Source organism: Bradyrhizobium septentrionale (assembly GCF_011516645.4).
In the GTDB taxonomy this organism is placed as follows: Bacteria; Pseudomonadota; Alphaproteobacteria; order Rhizobiales; family Xanthobacteraceae; genus Bradyrhizobium; species Bradyrhizobium septentrionale.
In genome coordinates, this window is record NZ_CP088285.1 from 9,079,122 (window position 1) to 9,098,306 (window position 19,185).

Annotated in this window: 15 protein-coding genes, 2 tRNA genes and 1 pseudogene; 9 read left to right on the top strand and 9 right to left on the bottom strand. The window is 64.7% G+C overall.

The annotated features are described in order from the left end of the window. Positions 1-80 precede the first annotated feature (80 nt). Positions 81-1,676: an ABC transporter substrate-binding protein gene (locus tag HAP48_RS45665; protein WP_166206701.1), complete on the bottom strand. Its 1,596-nt coding sequence runs from the start codon at positions 1,674-1,676 to the stop codon at positions 81-83. A gap of 279 nt (positions 1,677-1,955) precedes the next feature. Between HAP48_RS45665 and HAP48_RS45670 the strand changes: the two are divergent. Both HAP48_RS45670 and HAP48_RS45675 read left to right on the top strand, forming a co-directional pair. Continuing rightward, positions 1,956-2,715 (top strand): annotated as a pseudogene (locus HAP48_RS45670) (proteasome-type protease). Between the two features lie 12 nt (positions 2,716-2,727). Continuing rightward, positions 2,728-3,489 carry an SDR family oxidoreductase gene (locus HAP48_RS45675; protein WP_166206704.1) on the top strand — a complete coding sequence of 254 codons (762 nt, stop codon included), beginning with the start codon at positions 2,728-2,730 and terminating at the stop codon, positions 3,487-3,489. A 514-nt stretch (positions 3,490-4,003) separates the two neighbouring features. Here the strand turns inward: HAP48_RS45675 and HAP48_RS45680 are convergent. Beyond that, on the bottom strand, positions 4,004-5,227 hold the full coding sequence (locus HAP48_RS45680; protein ID WP_166206707.1) for an MFS transporter: 1,224 nt from the start codon (positions 5,225-5,227) through the stop codon (positions 4,004-4,006). Positions 5,228-5,342: 115 nt separating this feature from the next. Between HAP48_RS45680 and HAP48_RS45685 the strand changes: the two genes are divergently transcribed. Then, positions 5,343-6,593, top strand: coding sequence for a NupC/NupG family nucleoside CNT transporter (locus tag HAP48_RS45685; RefSeq protein ID WP_166206710.1), 1,251 nt, complete (start codon positions 5,343-5,345; stop codon positions 6,591-6,593). Positions 6,594-6,711: 118 nt separating this feature from the next. On the opposite strand, the gene HAP48_RS45690 is transcribed toward HAP48_RS45685, so the two are convergent. Further along, positions 6,712-7,263, bottom strand: a complete 552-nt coding sequence (locus HAP48_RS45690) for a cupin domain-containing protein (RefSeq protein ID WP_166206713.1) — start codon at positions 7,261-7,263, stop codon at positions 6,712-6,714. A 111-nt stretch (positions 7,264-7,374) separates the two neighbouring features. Continuing rightward, positions 7,375-7,665: an usg protein gene (locus tag HAP48_RS45695; RefSeq protein ID WP_166206716.1), complete on the bottom strand. Its 291-nt coding sequence runs from the start codon at positions 7,663-7,665 to the stop codon at positions 7,375-7,377. A gap of 381 nt (positions 7,666-8,046) precedes the next feature. On the opposite strand from HAP48_RS45695, the gene groES reads away from it, so the two are divergent. Both groES and groL read left to right on the top strand, forming a co-directional pair. After that, complete coding sequence (gene groES, locus HAP48_RS45700; RefSeq protein ID WP_029081568.1) at positions 8,047-8,361, top strand: co-chaperone GroES; 315 nt, start codon at positions 8,047-8,049, stop codon at positions 8,359-8,361. 58 nt (positions 8,362-8,419) lie between these two features. Then, entirely contained in the window at positions 8,420-10,060 is a 1,641-nt protein-coding gene (gene groL / locus HAP48_RS45705) for a chaperonin GroEL (protein ID WP_029081569.1), read from the top strand. A gap of 132 nt (positions 10,061-10,192) precedes the next feature. On the opposite strand, the gene HAP48_RS45710 is transcribed toward groL, so the two are convergent. The 5 genes from HAP48_RS45710 to HAP48_RS45730 all read right to left on the bottom strand — a co-directional run bounded on the left by HAP48_RS45710 (position 10,193) and on the right by HAP48_RS45730 (position 16,485). After that, entirely contained in the window at positions 10,193-13,552 is a 3,360-nt protein-coding gene (locus tag HAP48_RS45710; RefSeq protein WP_166206719.1) for an AAA family ATPase, read from the bottom strand. Between the two features lie 248 nt (positions 13,553-13,800). After that, on the bottom strand, positions 13,801-14,964 hold the full coding sequence (locus tag HAP48_RS45715; protein WP_166206722.1) for an SPFH domain-containing protein: 1,164 nt from the start codon (positions 14,962-14,964) through the stop codon (positions 13,801-13,803). 337 nt (positions 14,965-15,301) lie between these two features. After that, positions 15,302-15,368 (bottom strand) — tRNA-Leu (locus tag HAP48_RS45720). Positions 15,369-15,371: 3 nt separating this feature from the next. Next, positions 15,372-15,442 (bottom strand) — tRNA-Phe (locus HAP48_RS45725). A 203-nt stretch (positions 15,443-15,645) separates the two neighbouring features. Next, a complete protein-coding gene (locus HAP48_RS45730; protein WP_166206725.1) occupies positions 15,646-16,485 on the bottom strand; it encodes a LysR family transcriptional regulator in 840 nt (279 codons plus the stop codon). A gap of 128 nt (positions 16,486-16,613) precedes the next feature. Here HAP48_RS45730 and HAP48_RS45735 point away from each other — a divergent pair, with 128 nt between their 5' ends. The 4 genes from HAP48_RS45735 (at position 16,614) to HAP48_RS45750 (ending at position 19,148) form a co-directional block, all read left to right on the top strand. Beyond that, positions 16,614-17,207 carry a cysteine hydrolase family protein gene (locus HAP48_RS45735; RefSeq protein ID WP_166206728.1) on the top strand — a complete coding sequence of 198 codons (594 nt, stop codon included), beginning with the start codon at positions 16,614-16,616 and terminating at the stop codon, positions 17,205-17,207. Between the two features lie 10 nt (positions 17,208-17,217). Beyond that, on the top strand, positions 17,218-17,847 hold the full coding sequence (locus tag HAP48_RS45740) for a glutathione binding-like protein (RefSeq protein WP_166206731.1): 630 nt from the start codon (positions 17,218-17,220) through the stop codon (positions 17,845-17,847). Between the two features lie 438 nt (positions 17,848-18,285). Beyond that, positions 18,286-18,717 (top strand): phasin family protein, encoded by a 432-nt coding sequence (locus HAP48_RS45745; RefSeq protein WP_224496853.1) that lies wholly within the window; start codon positions 18,286-18,288, stop codon positions 18,715-18,717. 218 nt (positions 18,718-18,935) lie between these two features. Then, positions 18,936-19,148 (top strand): hypothetical protein, encoded by a 213-nt coding sequence (locus HAP48_RS45750; RefSeq protein ID WP_166206734.1) that lies wholly within the window; start codon positions 18,936-18,938, stop codon positions 19,146-19,148. Positions 19,149-19,185 lie beyond the last annotated feature (37 nt).

Sequence of the window (19,185 nt, forward strand, 5' to 3'; positions counted from 1 at the left end):
TTCGCGCGCAGGAATAACGACTGAGCTACGAAGCTCGCGAGGACGACGGTCGACGTCGTCGCCCAGCGGGCCAGCTTGATTCATTTATCCAGCCAGACGTCCTCGAAGCGCAGATTGTTGTACTGGCTGTTGTCGTGCGGACGAAAGTTCCTCACGTAAGGCTGCCAGCAATTGCCGGCCGATGAGTGCAGGACGACCGGCCGCGCCGCATCTTCGACCAGCGCCCGCTCGATGTCGAACACGATCTTGCGGCGCTTGTCCTTGTCGACCTCGCGCGATTGCGCGGCGAGCAACTTGTCGACCTCGGCATTGCAATACTGGGTGTAGTTGCGCTCCGAGTTGCAGGAATAGTTCTCGACCAGATTGCCATCGGGATCGTCGACGCTGACGCCGGTGACATTGAGACCGATCGTGTAGTCCTTGCGCTGCAGCCGCGAGTACCAGCGCGGCGTATCCAGGATGTCGAGCTCGGCGACGATATAAATATTCTTGAGCTGATCGGCGAGGATCACCGCGGGGTCGCGATAGGTCGGCAGATTGCGGGTCTGGATCTTGATCGACAACGGCTTGGCGTCGCTGTAGCCGAGCTTCTGCATGATCGCCTGCGCGTCCGCGAGGTTCTTCTCGGTGTCGGGACCGTAGCCCATCAGCGTCGACAGCACGTCTGCCGGCATCCCCCATTCGCCTTCGGGCTTGGCCTGCATCGCGCCGCCGAGCCGACCGGTGCCCTCGAACAGGATGCTGTTGAACGCCTCGCGGTCGAGTGCCAGCGACATCGCCTTGCGGATGTCGGGATTGTCGAACGGCGGATTGACGCGGTTGACCAGTAGATTGATCTGCAGATTGGTCGACGTCATCTCGCAGATCGCGTTCGGCGCCCGCGCCTTGACGTCCTTCATCAGGGGAATGCTGACGTCGGACGGAAAGGTGATGTCATAGTCGCCGGTCGCGAACGCCAGCATCCGCGTGGCCCGGCTGTCGATCGAGCGCACCGTGATCTCGTCGAGATACGGCCGGTCCTTCTTGAAGTAATCGGGGTTGCGGACGAGACGGATTGAGTCTCCACGCCGGAATTCGACAAACTTGAACGGCCCGGTGCCGATTGGCTTGGTGCGCATCACCTGTTGCGGCACATGGCAGGGATAGACCACCGAGAAGGCGCTGGCGAGCAGCGCCAGCAGGCCGGGTTGTGGCTCGGTCAACTCGAAGGTCGCTTCATCGTCGCCATTGACGCTGATGTCCTTGAGCTTCGTGTACCAGACCTTGCGCGGATTGCGCTTGAAGTCCTGGGTCTCGCTCTTGCCGATCAGCATCCGCCAAGTGCATTGCACGTCCTTGGCGGTGAAAGGCTGGCCGTCGTGCCACTTCACGCCGTGATGCAGTTTGAAAGTCAGCCTTGTGTTGGTCTGGTCCCACGACCAGCTGTCGGCGAGATCCGGGATCACGGTGTCGATCGATTCGTGCACCTTGGCGGGATCGAACACCACGAGGTTGTTGAAGACCGCCGCGAACGGCATCACCGAGGCGATGGTCGACTCTTCAAGCAGCGAGGTCGAGGGCGGATTGTCGTTGTGATAGAGCCGCAGCGTGCCGCCCTTCTTCTGCGCCGATGCCTGGCTCGCAGCCATTGCCACGATGCCCAAGGCCACGATGCAAGCGGCCAGTTTGAACGACATTCTCGCCTCCCGGAATTTCTTGTTGTTGTCGGTTGCAGGCAGTCGAGCACAACGGTACGTGCCTCGCAACGACACGGGACGCAGGTCATTGCCGGCTGCACGCAACGCAGACCGAGGCCAGCGCCCTGGTATCTCCGGGCTGCCGACGGGTGGAACAGGCCCGCCTACGGACCGTTGGGCAATCGGGAGCCCTCCCGCGCCGGGGAATTGGGGTTGGATGGGGCCTCGAAATTGGCTACTAGTTCTGCGCCGAGAAATTCGGATCGTTGGGGACTGGAAATGACCTATTGCTGCGGAATTCTGGTGCGCGACGGCCTCGTCATGATCGCTGACACCCGCACCAATGCCGGCCTCGACAATGTCTCGACCTTCCGCAAGCTGCACATCTTCTCAAAACCCGGCGAGCGCATCATGGCGATCGCGAGCGCCGGCAATCTGGCGATCAGCCAGTCGGTGCTGTCGACCCTGACCGAGGGCATGGAAGATCCGCACACCGGCGAGCTCGAGACGCTGATGAACGCGCCGACCATGTTCCAGGCGGCGCAGCGGATCGGCCGCGCGATCCGCTCCGTGCACGCCACCGAGGGCGATGCGTTGCGTTCCGAGGATATCTCGTTCGACGTATCGTTCCTGTTCGGCGGCCAGATCAAGGGCTCGCGGATGCGGCTGTTCATGGTCTACACCGCCGGCAACTTCATCGAGTGCACCACCGACACGCCCTATTTGCAGATCGGCGAGCACAAATACGGCAAGCCGGTGCTCGACCGCCATGCATTACGACGTCGAGCTCTACGAGGCGCTCAAAACGGGCCTGATCTCGATGGATTCGACGATGCGCTCCAACCTCGGCGTCGGCCTGCCGATCGACGTGCTGGTGGTGCGCACCGACGCCTGCGAGGCCGACCTCAACCACCGCATCGAGGCCGGCGAGCCCTATTTTCACGACCTGCGCTCGCGCTGGTCGGCGGCGCTGCGCGCGGCGCACCAGAACATTCCACGCCCACCCTACAAGAACGAAACCGAAGCAAAAACCAAATAAGAGGAAACTCGGATGACTGAGGCCACCAGCAAGATCGCACTCGTCACCGGCGCCGGCACCGGCGTCGGACGCGCGGCATCACTCGCCTTGATGAACGCGGGCTACACCGTGGTGCTCGCCGGGCGCCGCATCGAGATGCTGGAAGAGACCAGCAAGCTCGGCCCCGCCGGCAAGAGCCTGTGCGTGTCGGCCGACATGGCCAACCCCGCCGCGATCGCCGCGCTGTTCGACAAGGTGAAGGCGACCTATGGCCGGCTCGACGTTCTCTTCAACAACGCCGGCATGGGCGCGCCGCCGGTCAATTTCGAGGATCTGCCGCTCGAGCAGTGGCAGGCCGTGGTCAACACCAACCTCACCGCGCCGTTCCTGTGCACCCAGCACGCCTTCCGCATCATGAAGGAGCAGAAGCCGCGCGGCGGCCGTATCATCAACAACGGCTCGATCTCTGCGCATGCGCCGCGGCCGTTCTCGGCGGCCTATACTTCGACCAAGCACGCCATCACCGGCCTCACCAAGGCTTCCAACCTCGACGGCCGGATGTATGACATCGCGGTCGGCCAGGTCGATATCGGCAATGCCGCGACCCCGATGACCGACCGCATGGTCAACGGCCCCGGCGTGCTGCAGCCGGACGGCACCACCAAGCACGAGCCGCGCATGGACGCCAAGGCGGTCGGCGACGCCGTGGCCTACATGGCCGGCCTGCCGCTCGACGCCAACGTGCTGTTCATGACGGTCATGGCGACCAAGATGCCGTTCGTGGGCCGGGGCTAACCCTCGTGCCCCGGGCGCAGCGCAGCATGCAATGATGCGCTGCTGAACCGGGGCCTACTTGGCTCGATCCATCGTACCATGAGATAGGTCCCGGCTCTGCGGCGCACCGCTTCGCGTTGCACCGCGTCCGGGACACGAGACCGCGCGCGGCGGCCTTGTCCCGGCCATGCCGTCGCGGGGGCGCGCTGCCAAAATATCGAAAACAACCCCATGCAAAGTAGCCGTCGGCTGCCGGCCTTCGGCACGGCAACTTGACACGTCGGGCAAATCAGCGATAATCTTCTATTATTCCGAAATATTGCAAGCAGCGTCGCCCGGACGAGGTGAAATCCAGAGCCACAAGCACCGTCATTGCGAGCCAACGGGTCGCGCGAACGCGCGCCCGATGACAGGCTCCGCGAAGCAATCCATCGATCCCCGCGGGGAAAGATGGATTGCTTCGTCGCTTCAGCGCAAAATTGCTTTGCAATTTTGTCGCGAGCTCCTCGCAATGACGCGTAGTGAGAGCATTCCCCTACTCCAGCTTCTCCACGTCCCGCAGCGTCGGGAACAGCTTCATCCAGAGCAGCGCGACCGCGACGGTGGCGACGCCGCCGAGCACGGCGGACGGCACCGCGCCGAGCAATGCCGCGGTGACGCCGCTCTCGAACTGGCCGAGCTGGTTCGACGCGTTGATGAACAGGAAATTCACCGCGCCAACGCGGCCGCGCATTTCGTCGGGGGTGGCAAGCTGCACCAGCGAGAAGCGGATCACGACGCTGATCGTATCGGCGGCGCCGAGCACTGCGAGCGCCAGCGCCGACAGCCACATCCAGTGCGACAGCGCGAACACCACCGTCGCCACGCCGAACACGATCACCGCCTGGAACATGCGCATGCCGACGCGGCGGTTGATGGTGTGCCGCGCCAGCACCATCGTCATCAAGAGCGCACCGACCGCAGGCGCCGCGCGCAGGATGCCGAGGCCGAGCGGTCCGGTCTGCAGGATGTCGCGCGCATAGATCGGCAGCAACGCAGTGACTCCGCCGAACAGCACCGCGAACAGGTCGAGCGAGATGGTGCCCAGGATCGCCGGATTGCTGCGCACGAAGGTGACGCCGGCAAACAGGTCGTCCGACACCTCCCCGTTCTTCGGCGCCGCCTGCTGCAGCCGGCCGATGCCGCCGGTCAAGAGCGCGCCGAACAGCCAGAACACCATCATGACAGCATAGGGCGCGCTCGGCATCAGCGCATAGACGAAGCCGCCGAGCGCCGGTCCGGTGATGGTCGCGACTTGGGCCGCGCCGCTCGAGATCGCGGTCGCCCGTTGCAGTGAGCCCTGCGGTGCGATCAGCGGCAGCAGCGCGGCGGTCGCCGGGCTCTCGAACGCGCCGGCGATGCCGAGCACGAAGGTCGCGGCGAAGATCTGGATCTCGGAGATCGTGCCGGCGAAGGTGCTTCCGGCGAGAAACAATGCGGTCAGCGCTTCTGCGATCTGGCAGGCCTGCACCACGCGCTTGCGCTCGAAGCGGTCGGCGGCGTGGCCGGCGACGAACACGAGCAGCGCCGTCGGCAGGAACTGCACCAGTCCGACCATGCCGAGCTCGAACGCGCTGCCGGTCAGCTCATAGATCTGCCAGCCGATCGCGACCGCGCCGATCTGGCTCGAGAATCGCGACAGGCTGCGCGACGACAAAAAGAACAGGAACGGTCTGTGGCGGAGCAGATCGCGGGCGCCGGCCGGCGTGGCGGTGAGCATGGATGATTGCGTGGCCGAGCCCCTGCAACTTGTCAATGGCAGCAAGCGAAACGCGCAACAGCGTTGCGCTGCGCGAGGCCCCTGTCCATAATCCCGCGAGGTTCCTGGGGGCGTGATGCTGCAATTGCAATCGGCGTTCGGCGTGGTGGCGTTGCTGGCGATCGCCTGGGCGTTGAGCGAGAATCGGAGCGTCGTGTCGCTGCGGCAGGCAGCGATCGGGCTCATCGTCACGGTCGCCACCGCGCTGGTGCTGATCAAGGTGCCGCTGGTGACGCAAGCCTTCGGCGCGATCAACGATGCCGTCGGCACCATCGCCGCGGCCACGCGCGCCGGCACCGCCTTCGTGTTCGGTTATGTCGGCGGCGGCCCGGCGCCATTCGATCCCAAGGCGCCGGGTTCGGATTTCATCCTCGCCTTCCAGGCGCTGCCGATCGTGCTCGTCATGAGCGTGCTGACGACGCTGTTGTTCTATTGGCGCGTGCTGCCGCCGGTGGTGCGCGGCATGGCCTGGCTGCTCGAGCGTACGCTCGGCGTCGGCGGCGCTGTCGGGCTCTCGACCGCCGCCAATATCTTCCTCGGCATGGTGGAAGCGCCGCTCTTCATCCGGCCCTATCTGGCGCAACTCAGCCGCAGCGAATTGTTTCTGGTGATGACCGGCGGCATGGCCGGGATCGCCGGCACCGTGCTGGTGCTGTATGCGACGCTGCTCGCACCGCTGATCCCTGACGCGGCCGCGCACTTCGTCATTGCCTCGGTGCTGGGCGCGCCGGCCGCAATTTTAGTCAGCCTGATCATGGTGCCGGAAACGTCTGACAGACGCACCGGCGGGTCGCTGGACAAGCCCGATATCCAGGTCTCGTCGACAATGGACGCCATCGTGAAGGGCACCGCCGCCGGTCTCGAGCTCCTGATGAACATCATCGCGATGCTGCTGGTGCTGGTCGCACTGGTCTATCTCGCGAACGCGATCATCGGCCTGCTGCCGGAGATCGGCGGCGCGAAGATTTCGCTGCAACGCTTGCTCGGTTACGTCATGGCGCCGGTGTGCTGGCTGATGGGCCTGCCATGGCAGCAGGCGATCACGGCCGGAAGCCTGATGGGCACCAAGACCGTGCTGAACGAGCTGATCGCCTATGTCGACCTGTCGAAGCTCGGCCCCGACGCGCTCGACCCGCGCTCGCGGCTGATCATGCTGTACGCGATGTGCGGTTTTGCGAACTTCGCGAGCCTCGGTATCATGATCGGCGGCCTCGGCATCATGGCACCCGAGCGGCGCGACGAGATCAACGCGCTCGGGCTGAAGTCGATCGTCTCGGGCACGCTGACGACATGCCTGATGGGGGCGATTGTCGGGATGATGACGTGACCCACAACGTCATTCCGGGGCGTCCGAAGGACGAGCCCGGAATCCATTGTGCCGCGGGTCAAGCCGATAGATGGATTCCGGGCTCGCGCTGCGCGCGCCCCGCAATGACGACGGTTACCTACGCCTTCAACTCCACCGTCTTGAATTCTGCCGGCAGGATCACCTCGAGCAGTTCGACGTCGTCTGAGTAGTCCAAAATCATGTGCCGGATGCGCGGCGGCTGGGTCCAGGCGCTGCCCTCTTTCATCAGCGTCTCGCCCTCGCCTTCCATGTAGGTCTTCACCCAGCCCTTGAGCACATAGACCATCTGGAAGTCGACGTCGTGGAAGTGCAGCTTCGACACTTCATCGGGATTGCACGGCCCCTGCAGCCGGATGACGTGCGCCTGGGCGAGGCCATGCGAGGCGGCGGCGATGCCGAGGTCGCGGTACTTGGCGTAGGTGCGCAGCCCGTCGGCCTTGAAATCCTCTTCGCGGTGGTGGCTGATCGCGACGCGCTGCTTCGGCCGGGCCTTCGTCGCAGTCTTCGCCGCGCTCTTCTTCGCCGCCGGAACGCGGCCCTTGGACTTGATGGTCTTGCGCGCGGACGATTTGGTGCCGGCTCCGAGCCCCGTCCATTTCTTCTTCACCGCGGTCTTGGCTGCGGATCGTGATGCCGTCTTCTTGGCCATTGTTTCCTCGCGTCTTCTTTCTGACGGTGAGAAGCTAACACAAGTCGCGCGGCGCTGGTGGGCAAAGGCGCATGCCGCGCCCTGCCCCAGGACCTCAGTCCACGCCGCGCCTCAATGCAGCCGGAACACGCCGTCGACGGCGCGCAATTCGGCCGGCTTGACCAGCTTGGAATGCGCCACCGTCACCGAGAACAGCGGGCCCTCGAGCTTCGCCTGCCAGAAGGCGAGGAAATCCTGCAGCACCGGAAATTTCGGAAACAGGTCGTAGTTCTGCCAGACATAGGTTTGCAGCAACGAGCGATGATCCGGCATCCGATAGAGGATCTGCGCCGTCGTCAGCCCGTACCCCAGCAACTGCTTCCGGAAATCGTCGGAAGCAACCTCACCAACTCGCGAGACCATGCCAACCTCCTGTGACGGAGCGCATTCACCTGGCGGCCGGACCCCAGCCGGACCACCGGCAATGGATGCGCTCACATGAGAGAAATGTGACGCACGCGACTAACCAATCTCAAGCCCAAATGTTTAATAGGTTGTTGAAATTTCTTGCGTTGGCAGCAGCTTACCGCATCTGCTAATAGCCTCGGCGACCCCGCGGGCCGGCATTAAGGATGCCGAAATGATGGTGGCAGCCGTCATTCGCGAGTGCCAATTTTTCTGCTAGAGGCACTTGCCCGCCGCCCAGGCTTGGCCTATCTCCTGCGCAGCTGGCTTGGCACTCGCTAGGCTGGACTGCTAACACTCCAAAAATCTACAGCATCCACAAAAGTTTAGGAGGACTGCATGAAATTCCGTCCGCTTCACGACCGCGTCGTGGTCAAGCGTATCGACGCCGAAGAGAAGACTGCTGGCGGCATCATCATTCCGGACAGTGCCAAGGAAAAGCCCTCCCAGGGCGAAATCATCGCCGTTGGCCCGGGTGGCCGCGACGAGGCTGGCAAGCTGATCCCGATCGACATCAAGGTCGGCGACCGCGTCCTGTTCGGCAAGTGGTCCGGCACCGAGGTCAAGATCGACGGTGAAGACCTGCTGATCATGAAGGAAAGCGACATCATGGGCGTCCTCGACGTCCCCGCTTCCAAGAAGAAGGCGGCCTAAGCGCCTCCTCTCTCCCCAAGATTCCTCCAGGGTAAAACCATTCCAAGGAAAAATTCAGATGGCAGCTAAAGAAGTCAAATTCGGCGTCGATGCGCGTGACAAGATGCTTCGCGGCGTCGACATCCTCGCCAACGCCGTCAAGGTGACGCTCGGCCCCAAGGGCCGCAACGTCGTGCTCGAGAAGTCGTTCGGCGCTCCCCGCATCACCAAGGACGGCGTCACCGTCGCCAAGGAGATCGAGCTCGAGGACAAGTTCGAGAACATGGGCGCCCAGATGGTGCGCGAAGTCGCCTCCAAGTCCGCTGACGCGGCCGGCGACGGCACCACCACCGCAACCGTGCTCGCGGCTGCGATCGTTCGTGAAGGCGCCAAGTCGGTTGCCGCCGGCATGAACCCGATGGACCTGAAACGCGGCATCGACCTGGCTGTGGAAGCCGTTGTCGCCGACCTCGTCAAGAACTCCAAGAAGGTCACCTCCAACGAGGAGATCGCTCAGGTCGGCACCATCTCGGCCAACGGCGATGCCGAGATCGGCAAGTTCCTCTCCGACGCCATGAAGAAGGTCGGCAACGAGGGCGTGATCACGGTCGAGGAAGCCAAGTCGCTCGAGACCGAGCTCGACGTCGTCGAGGGCATGCAGTTCGATCGCGGCTACATCTCGCCCTACTTCGTCACCAACGCCGATAAGATGCGCGTTGAGATGGACGATGCCTACATCCTCATCAACGAGAAGAAGCTCTCCTCGCTGAACGAGCTGCTGCCGCTGCTCGAGGCCGTGGTGCAGACCGGCAAGCCGCTGATCATCGTCGCTGAAGACGTCGAAGGCGAAGCCCTCGCCACGCTCGTCGTCAACCGCCTGCGCGGCGGCCTCAAGGTCGCGGCCGTCAAGGCTCCGGGCTTCGGCGATCGCCGCAAGGCCATGCTGCAGGACATCGCGATCCTGACCGGCGGCCAGGCCATCTCGGAAGACCTCGGCATCAAGCTCGAGAACGTCACGCTCGCCATGCTCGGCCGCGCCAAGAAGGTGATGATCGACAAGGAGAACACCACGATCGTCAACGGCGCCGGCAAGAAGGCTGACATCGACGCCCGCGTTGCCCAGATCAAGGCGCAGATCGAGGAAACCACCTCGGACTACGACCGTGAGAAGCTGCAGGAGCGTCTCGCCAAGCTCGCAGGCGGCGTCGCGGTGATCCGCGTCGGCGGCGCGACCGAGGTCGAGGTGAAGGAGCGCAAGGATCGCGTTGATGACGCGATGCACGCGACCCGCGCGGCTGTCGAGGAAGGCATCGTCCCGGGCGGCGGCGTCGCCCTGCTCCGTGCTTCCGAGCAGCTCAAGGGCCTGCGCACCAAGAACGACGACCAGAAGACCGGCGTCGAGATCGTGCGCAAGGCGCTGTCGGCTCCGGCTCGCCAGATCGCGATCAACGCCGGTGAGGACGGTTCGGTCATCGTCGGCAAGATCCTGGAGAACAAGGCCTACAATTACGGCTTCGACTCCCAGACCGGCGACTATGCCGACCTCGTCAAGAAGGGCATCATCGACCCGACCAAGGTCGTCCGTACCGCGATCCAGAACGCTGCCTCGGTTGCCGCGCTGCTGATCACCACGGAAGCGATGGTTGCCGAGCTGCCGAAGAAGAACGCCGGCGGCCCCGCGATGCCTCCGGGCGGCGGCATGGGCGGCATGGACTTCTAAGCGACGAAGTCGTCCCGGACGCGGTGCAGCGCGAAGCGGTGCACCGCAGAGCCGGGATCTCGCTCAACGAAAACGAAATGCAAAACCCCGGCAGCGATGCCGGGGTTTTTGTTTTAACGCGACCGGCGTCCGTCAGGATGCACGAGGACGACGGACCAGCCAATCCGTCTGGCTGAGCACTTCGTCGGCATCCCTGATCTCGGCGAGATCCTGCCCCGCATCGAAGCGGGCGCGCACCGGCGCAAGCACTTCCGGCACCGCATCCACCCGGCCATTGCCGGCGTACAGGCGTGCAAGTCCCAGCGCGCTGCGCAGCTCGAACGTCTTCGTCTGCTGCCTTCGGGCAATGTCGAGGGCGCGGTGGTAGGCATCCTCGGCGCCGGAAATGTCAGGGGTGTCGCGACGTGACAGCAGCTCACCCCGCACGCGGTGTAGCTCGGCATCCAGCCAGTGCTGCCCGGACTGCTCGGTCGCGTCGATCAGCTCATTGATGATGTCGAGCCCCGCCACGACATGCCCGGCCTCTGCACTCGCCACCGCAATCTGCAATCCCCAGAACGGCTCACAGAGGTAGCAGTCGTTCTCGTGAAGCAACGTCCAGCCACGCTGCATCTCCGCGAGACCTGCCGCCCGGTCGCCGGCGCGCCACTTCGCCAGACCATTGAGATAGGTGCCGGCGGCAACATACAGCGGCATCGTGTGGTCTTGCGCCAGGCCCAGGGCAAGGATCGTCTCGGTCTGCCGCAACCTGCTGCCGCACAGCCCGTCGAAAACCGCCTTGTGAACCAGAGCATTGGCACGGGCGAGCGCGCGCTGCTCCCCGGCGACGCTCACCGCTGCGCCCGCGAGCTGTCGGGCTCGATCGATCTCGCCAAGCGGCCAAAGCACCAAGGCCAGAAATCTCATGATGACGAAGGGCAGGTCGAGCGTCGATGCCTTGAAGGTTGCCGGATCCGGCTCGGTCGTATAGGCCGCGAACGCCTGCTCGAGATGGATTTGCGCGTTGAGGTAATCGCCCGCGAACCAGGCGGTCACCCCGCTGCTCCAGCGCGCGACGATCGTCGCCACCGGCGATTCCGGATGCCGTTCCGCCGCGCCCATGATCGCCTCCTCCAACTCCCGCATCGGCGCGAGCTCGCCGTGGGTCAAGCAGGCGTTGAAGAGGCCCGACTGGATCGGCGCCAGTTCGATTGGATCATCAATACCAGAGGCGAACTGCCGGGCGCGTGTCCAGGCGGCCACCGTCTCGGGGGCGCTGTGCCCAAGATTGCCTCGCAGCGCGCGGCCGTACGCGATTTGCAGATGGAGCCGGCCAATCATCCGACCCGGCTCGTCGGGCAGTTCATCGGCGATGGCGACCGCCTTGCCGAGATGTGCGATCGCCTCGCAATAGGCCGAGCGCTTCAGCGCCTGCTGACCCGCCTTGCGCCACCACGCCAGCGCGGTGTCGCCGAGCCCTGCCTCGGTGAAATGATACGCAACGACTTCCGGCTCGATCTCGGCGATCTCGGCAAACTTGTCGCGCAGCACGTCGCCAATGTGCTTGTGCAGCAATTGCCGCCGGCTCTTGAGCAAGCTCTCGTAAGCCGCTTCCTGAACCAACGCATGCTTGAAGCTGTAGCTTGCATCCGGCGGCGTGCCCCGGCGCAACAGCAACTCGGCCTCTTCGAGCTGGGCAAGCGCCGCGCCAAGGGTCAGATCATCGCGCCCGGCCACGCTGCGCAGCAGCGCATATGAGAACTCGCGACCGATCGCTGCACCGATCTGCGCCACCTCCTTGACCGGCGCCAGCCGGTCGAGCCGGGCCATCAGCGAGTCCTGCAGCGTCGCCGGGATCGCAAGCGGCGGCAGCGGATTGTCGAGGCGATAGCGCCCGGCATTCTCGACCAGCAGCCCCGACTCCATGATCATCTTGGTCAGTTCCTCGACGAACAGCGGGACGCCATCCGTCCGCTCGATGATCTGCGTCATCATTTCGCCGGGCAGCAACCGACCGACGGTCACCTGCTCGATCAGCGCGCGCGTGTCCTGCCGGTCGAGGCGATCGAGCCGCAGAAGGCTGACATTTGCGAGCCCAGCCCACGGCGGCTCGAACTCGGGCCTGAATGTCATGAGCATGAGGATCGGCAGCCCCCTGATCCGGTCGACCGCGAGGTCGAGCAGTTCGAGCGATGTGGCGTCGGCCCAATGCATGTCTTCGCAGACGACAAGCACCGACTGCTGCCTGGCGAGGCCCTCGAGCTGGTCGAGCAGCGCTGCGAATGTCTGCCGCCGCTGCTGCGCCGGGCTCATGCCCAGCGGCGGATAGCGGTCGCCGGTCGGGATCGACAGCAGCGCCGCGATCAGCGGCGTCACGCTGGCCACCTGCTGCGTCCCGAGCGCCAGCATGGCTTCGAGCTTGTCCAGCTTCTGCTCCGGCAGATCATCCGACCTGATGCCGGCGGCGCGCTCGAGCTGGGCGGCGAAGGGATGCAGCGCGCTGTTGGTGTGATAGGGCGAGCATTGATACCGCACACGGCGATGCGTCCCGGGCGGGAGGCTGTCGGAGAGCATCGCCACGATGCGCGACTTGCCGATACCCGCTTCGCCCGATATCAGCACGGCCTGGCCTTGGCCCTGCCACGCCAGTTGCTGGCGCGATAGCACAAATTCGATCTCCGCCTTGCGGCCGACGAAGCCGATCGAACGCGCGGTGCGCACCGCCTCGAAGCGGCTTTCCGATGCCAGTTCGCCTTCGACAGCCCACACCGCGATCGGCTCGGCGATGCCCTTGACCTCGCGGCGACCGAGGTTGCGAAGCGTGAACAGATTGCCGAGCAGCCGGCGTGTCGAGGCGGCCACGACGACCACACCAGGCTCCGCCAGGCCCTGCAGCCGCGCGGCGATGTTCGGCGCATCGCCGACCATCGCCTGCTCCTCCGATGCGCCGCCGGAGACGAGGTCGCCGACCACGACGAGCCCGCTCGCGATCGCGACCCGTACCGCTACTCCCTCCTCCGCGCGGGTCTCGAGCCCGCCGATTGCGGCGATGACGTCGAGGCCGGCGCGCACCGCGCGCTCCGCGTCATCCTCGTGGGCACGGGGATAGCCGAAATAAGCGAGGATGCCATCGCCGATAAATCTGGCAACGACGCCATCATATGCCGCGATCACCCCCGCACAGGCCGCGCGGTAGGCGCGGATCACCTCCCACATGTCCTCGGGGTCGAGACGCGCCGACAAGGCCGTCGAGCCGACCAGGTCGCAGAACATCACGGTGAGGTGGCGGCGCTCGGCATCGTGCGGTGAAACCGGCGCGGCGATCAGTTCGGCTTGAGTGAAATCGGCGATCGCACGCAGCATCTTGCGGCGATGTCCGAGCAGGACCCCGAGCCTGTCGAAGTCTTCATCCGTCAACTCGGGAAGAACATCAACGTCGATCCCGTTCTCGGCAAAACGCAGCGCGTATTGCCCAAGCCCCAGTTTCTCCAGCCATTCCGCAATCTGTTGCATTGGCACCACCGACGGGTTGACGGCTGGCCGAATTCCGGACCACGGAGAGCGCACGTTATCGCAATCTGTCCGGGGTGGCACCTTCTGTTTGCGGAAGTGCGCACGGAGCAGGACATGCGAATTGTGCCTTGTTGTGCCTTGGCGGTGCCCCGTTACAGCGGTCCTGCACGCTAACACACATTCGCAAGAATGCCGGCGGTCCGTTCCGGCGGAAAACAAAGGGCCGCCCGTGGGCGGCCCTTCTCCTCTTACGCGCTCTCGGGCGCCTTGAGGCGGACCAGCTTGGTCAGCAGGGCATCGAGGCCCTGGCCGTCGCCGGCATGCAGGTCGATGCGGCCGACCTTCTCGACCAGACGCTCGAGCGACTCCAGCTCCTTGAGCCGCAGCAGCAGAGGGTTCTCCTCCATCAGCTTGGCGGTGTTCAGGAGCGAACGCGTCGCCGCGGTCTCCTCCTGGCGGCGGATCAGGTTGGCCTTCGCCACCCGCTCCGCCTCCACCACCTTGTTGACCAGCTCGCGGATCTCGCCGGGCAGGATCACGTCCTTCACGCCGAGCTCGGTGACCTCGACGCCGGACTCCGCGACACGGCCGCGGACATAGTCGCGAAGCTCATCGTCGAGCGCGGCCTTCGCAGACTGCACCTCGTCCAGCGTGCGGCCGGCCACCGCCTCGCGGATCGCGAACTGCACCAAACGATACAGCCACGCATCCACGTCGGGCACCGTCGCCACGACCCGCTCGGGATCGACGATCCGGCGGAACGCAGTCAGCGTCACGCGCAGCGCGATGCGATCCTTGGTCAGCATCTCCTGCGCCGTGATCTCGGCCGCCTGGGGACGCAGGTCGAGGCGCTTGACCTCGATCTTGCGGCCCGCGATCCAGAACGCGTGCCGGCCGGGCGCGAGCCGCTCGACCAGCTTGCCCTCGACCGTGAGCAGGCCTGCCTCGTGGTTCTCGACCACGGCCTCGGTGATGACGCCAGCCCGGTTGGGCTGGATCATCGCCAGATGCCGCGCGGTCACGCGGGGATCGTCGGCCACGTCGATGCGCTCGACATCGACCGAGGTTGCGACCTTCCAGTAGACGCGCGTCTGCCAGGGCGTCATCAGCTGCACGGGACGGCCGTCGAGGCTGACGATCGCGACCTCGTTGGCCTTGGTCTCGACCGCCTCGAACAGCGCTTCGGCGAGATCAGGGCGCGCGGCCTTGATCACTGCGAAGCGATCCGCGGGGAATTCGGTCCGCACGACGCTGAACACCTCGGCCTTGAGCTGATGCAGGGGATCGAACAGGCGGTGACGTCCGGGCGCGAGCACCTGCTCGAGCCGGCCGTCGCGCGTCAGCAACGCGCGCTCGCCATCCTTCACCGTCAACTTGGTCGTCAGGAAATGCCAGGTCTTGTTCAGAGTCATGACACGTCTCCATTGTTGCCATCGGGCCCATGGGCCGGAGAGCGGGTTTCGTTTTGCAAAGGACGTGAGGACGCAAACGCGGCTTCCTGTCAGCCAAGCGGGCCGTGGCTTAGAGCCTGCGCGATGACGGGCGCACGCGCGCGTTCGCGCGACATTTGTCGCGCGGCCGAGCGGAGCCACCCGGCATCAGCGCAAGCGGTATCCACCGCGGCGCAAAGCCGGTCTCACAGTGTCTAGGTTCGGACGAAGAGCCTTGCGGCAAGACGGCCGGACTGCGACTGAAGCGCGCGTCCGGTCCCCTTCAGAGGCATCAGCTTTTCAGGCTGAAACGGAGCGCTTGGAGCGGGAATCGAACCCGCGACCCGATGAGTCTCATTCACCTGCTCTAACCAACTGAGCTATCCTTTGTGAGAAGATCGGATTCGAACCGATACCTTCGGGATTTCATCCCCGACGCTCGCCCATGAGCTTCATCTCGTGGCCTTCATTTCGGCGGAACACGACACCGCAGAGCGGCACGCGCCAGTCGGGATCTCAGAGAGCCCGAACCCATGGCCGAAGCGAAGGAGCGGGCTAATAGACGAAGCACGTCCGGGTTGCAAGGGGCTTGCGAGATTTTTTCAAGACGAAACGACGCGGCAACGCGCGCACCGCAACGCGCTCCGCCATTCCGAGGCCGTCTCACCCGCTGTGCGCGACATCCTGGAAGCAGCCGCGCAACCAGTCGATGGTGACGCGCGTCGCCGCATCGCGCTTGAGATGGCTCTGCACCAGCAGCCAGACATCGCGCCGCTTCGGCAGCAGCGTGGCGCGCAGCCGGCGGTCGGTCAGCAAGTCCACGCAACTATGTTCCGGCAGCACGCCGACCGCCTGATGCGACTGGATCAGTCTGTGGATGATCCGAACATTGTCGGTGACGCAGCGCGCGCGAAGCCGCTTCGCGCGCAGGAACAGCATTTCCGGAATCGCTCCGAGCTCATCGGGATAGGCGCACGTCACCGCTTCCCCCGCTGTTGCAGCGACCGGCTCGAAGAAATACAGCCTGACCTCCGCGAGTTTCGAGATCGCAAAATCGCCCTTGTCCGGCTTGCGCAGCCGGATCGCGAGATCGGCTTCCCAGCGCGAAAACTTGACGTTGTCGCTCGAGGTCAGGAATTGCAGCGTCAGGCCCGGATTGGCGCGCAGCAATTTGCTGGTGCGCGGCGCCAGCACCTCCTCCGCGATCGCATTGGTGGAGGCGATGCGCAGCCGGCCGACCGGGCCGGGCAGGCTTTCGCCGATCCGGCCGATCTCCTCGGCATGCGCGGCCATCGCCTGGATGTGGGCGAGCACCATGTCGCACTGCCGGGTCGGCCTGCGGACGCCGTCGGCGGCCTCGAACAGGCGAACGCCAAGCGCCCGCTCGATCCGCGCCAGCCTGCGGCCGACCGTCGTCTCGTCGATGCGCAGCCGCGCACTGGCGCCGGCATAGGTGCCCTCGTCCCTGACGGCTGCGATGATGCGAAGGTCGTCCCAGTTCATCGCATCAGGCTACAGCGTGCGCCGGCTGCCTGCAATAACGCAGCCACCGGCTGCAATATCCCTGCACTACGGCAGGCTGCTCCATGGCTATATTTTCGAAGAACACATCTCGTGGAGATTTGAAGACCATGACAGCAGCCAAGACCCTGATGCAGCTTGCCGGCATCGACCTCACCCCGCCCCGCCTCGCGGACAGCTGCCTGGTGCTGATCGATATCCAGAACGAATATCTCGCGGGTCCGCTGGCCTTGCCCGGCGCCAACCCGGCGATCGCACGCGCCGCCGCATTGCTCGCCCGCGCGCGCGAGAGCGGCGCCGCGATCTTCCACATCGCGCACAAGGGACAACCCGGAAGCCTGTTCGACCGCACCGCGGAGCGCGGCGCCATCGTCGCGCCGCTGGCACCGCGGCCCGGCGAGGCCGTGATCGAGAAGCAATTGCCGAACGCCTTCGCCGGCACCGACCTCAACGCGCAGCTTGCCGCGACCGGCCGCAAGGAGCTCGTGCTCGCCGGCTTCATGACGCATATGTGCGTGAGCTCGACGGCCCGCGCCGCGCTCGATCTCGGCTTCCGCACCACCATCGATGCCGACAGCTGCGCCACCCGCGACCTGCCCGACGGCACCGGCGGCACGATCGCGGCAAAGCTCATTCACGACGTCGCGCTCGCCGAACTGTCCGACCGCTTCGCCATCATCGCCCGCGGCAACGCCCTCGCCTGAGACATCAGCCATGCTGCAGCTCTATTTCTGGCCGATGGCCTGCTCGCTCGCCAGCCGGATCGCGCTGATGGAGGCCGGCATCGAGGCGCGCTACCACATGGTCCATCTCTGGACCAAGAAGGTGCTGGACGACGACGGCGACTTCCGCGCCGTCTCGCCAAAGGGCGCGGTGCCCGTGCTGGTGCTCGAGAACGGCGAGCGGCTCACCGAGAGCGCTGCGGTGCTGCAATATATTGCGGACCTCAGGCCCGAACTCGGCCTGGCGCCGCCGCCCGGCCATCCGGACCGCTATCGCCTGCAGGAATGGCTGAGCTTCATCGGCACCGAGCTCCACAAGGGATTTTTGTTCCCGACCTTCTGGTACAAGGACGATGCGGCCTTGGCCAAACCGCGCGAACGGATCGGACAGAATGTCGCAATCGTGGCCGCGCATCTCGCCGGCCGTGAATACCTCGTCGGCGAACGCTTCTCGGTCGCGGACGCGCATCTGGCCTGGGCATTGACGCTGCTCCGCCCTGCCGGCGTCGACGTCGCGCAATGGCCCGATCTCGCCGGCTATCTCGCGCGGATGCAGGCGCGGCCACAGGTCAAGGCCGCGATCGGCATCGAGACGCAATTGTGGAAGACAGTGACGGCGTGATCGCAGCGAGCCCGAACCTCCAGACCCTCCGCTGGAGGGGGCAGAGGCGATGCGTGAGAACGCGAAGGCCGCAACGCCCGGCGATGCCGGCGCTTTTGTTTTGGGCAAACCACCTGGGACCCTTCCACAGCGCGCTCATGGGGATGCTTTGCGCAACCTCACGCTGAAGCAGGTGTCTTCTGCTGCTCACGATATCCACATTATGCACAGCACCCCGTAAATATACGTTGGTGTGAGTTGACAATCTAAAAAAATTCTCCGCGAGAGTCGCAAACCGAACCGACAGTCGCGCTTTCGTTCCGCACAGTAGCGTCGGGACGCGATCGAAGCTCACCCAAAATCTGAATTGAACACGGAGCGTCAGCTCTCGTGACGCGGGCGAGCGTTGCGAGCAATGCTTTCGCTTGAGAAGGGGACTGCATCTTGAGTGAAGGTGAAATGAAAGTCACGGTGAACGATACGAATGTCTTCGGAATGCCGTTGTCGAGCTTTCCGAAGATCGGCTTGCCCGGCGTGATCGGCGATCTTGCCGAGCAGGGTTTTGCCCACGCGCGGGCCGCCTCCGGGCGGATGACCGAGGTGTTGGGCGAAACGTATTCGTGCAATGCGCGAGGCGCGGCCGACTACGCGCTCAAGGTGATCGAAATCTCCCACGCCAATGCCGCCTCCGCGCTCGATTTCTTCGCCCATCTTCTCGGCAGCAAGTCAGCGGCCGACGTCCTGACCTTGTCCACTGAGCAGGCCCGCAAGGCCTTCGACACGGCATCGGACCAGAACAGGGAATTGTGGGCGCTTGGCCAGAAGCTTGCCACGGAGACAAGTGAGCCGGTCAGGAAGCACTTCGCCAGGGTTCTCCACCAAGCCGACTAAAAGAGCGGCACTCAATTCACGTCGAGGATTCGTTTGAGGAGGGATCCGGCCGGTTGGAATAAGCCCAGCGACGAGCATGCAGCCCCCACTGCCCGATGCTCTGTCAAACGCAGCAGGTGCGCGATGCCCCCCAAAGTAGTCGCACCGGCAAACGGGCGCAATCCAACCGGCCGGTACTTTTCTGCAAAGAGCAAGAAGCAATATCGAGGGAGGCTCACATGGGCATGCTCATGGTCAAATGTCCGCAAACCGGACACGCGATTTCCACCGGCATCCGGACTGATCGCGAGAGCTTTAGACGCAGCGCGGTATTCTTCTCGCGCACCAATTGCCCATTCTGCCGCACTGATCACGCCTGGTTCGCGCGGGACGCCTGGGTCGATGAGCCGAGCATCCGCGTGCGGCGCCGCGGCGCCGGCTCACCGGCCTGAACGACGACACAGACCATTGATGATCGCGATGGAGGGA

Coding starts and splice junctions, on each gene's coding strand:
- HAP48_RS45665 (WP_166206701.1), bottom strand. CDS start 1,676: ATGTCGTTCAAACTGGCCGCTTGCATCGTGGCCTTGGGCATCGTGGCA.
- HAP48_RS45675 (WP_166206704.1), top strand. CDS start 2,728: ATGACTGAGGCCACCAGCAAGATCGCACTCGTCACCGGCGCCGGCACC.
- HAP48_RS45680 (WP_166206707.1), bottom strand. CDS start 5,227: ATGCTCACCGCCACGCCGGCCGGCGCCCGCGATCTGCTCCGCCACAGA.
- HAP48_RS45685 (WP_166206710.1), top strand. CDS start 5,343: ATGCTGCAATTGCAATCGGCGTTCGGCGTGGTGGCGTTGCTGGCGATC.
- HAP48_RS45690 (WP_166206713.1), bottom strand. CDS start 7,263: ATGGCCAAGAAGACGGCATCACGATCCGCAGCCAAGACCGCGGTGAAG.
- HAP48_RS45695 (WP_166206716.1), bottom strand. CDS start 7,665: ATGGTCTCGCGAGTTGGTGAGGTTGCTTCCGACGATTTCCGGAAGCAG.
- groES (WP_029081568.1), top strand. CDS start 8,047: ATGAAATTCCGTCCGCTTCACGACCGCGTCGTGGTCAAGCGTATCGAC.
- groL (WP_029081569.1), top strand. CDS start 8,420: ATGGCAGCTAAAGAAGTCAAATTCGGCGTCGATGCGCGTGACAAGATG.
- HAP48_RS45710 (WP_166206719.1), bottom strand. CDS start 13,552: ATGCAACAGATTGCGGAATGGCTGGAGAAACTGGGGCTTGGGCAATAC.
- HAP48_RS45715 (WP_166206722.1), bottom strand. CDS start 14,964: ATGACTCTGAACAAGACCTGGCATTTCCTGACGACCAAGTTGACGGTG.
- HAP48_RS45730 (WP_166206725.1), bottom strand. CDS start 16,485: ATGAACTGGGACGACCTTCGCATCATCGCAGCCGTCAGGGACGAGGGC.
- HAP48_RS45735 (WP_166206728.1), top strand. CDS start 16,614: ATGACAGCAGCCAAGACCCTGATGCAGCTTGCCGGCATCGACCTCACC.
- HAP48_RS45740 (WP_166206731.1), top strand. CDS start 17,218: ATGCTGCAGCTCTATTTCTGGCCGATGGCCTGCTCGCTCGCCAGCCGG.
- HAP48_RS45745 (WP_224496853.1), top strand. CDS start 18,286: ATGAAAGTCACGGTGAACGATACGAATGTCTTCGGAATGCCGTTGTCG.
- HAP48_RS45750 (WP_166206734.1), top strand. CDS start 18,936: ATGGGCATGCTCATGGTCAAATGTCCGCAAACCGGACACGCGATTTCC.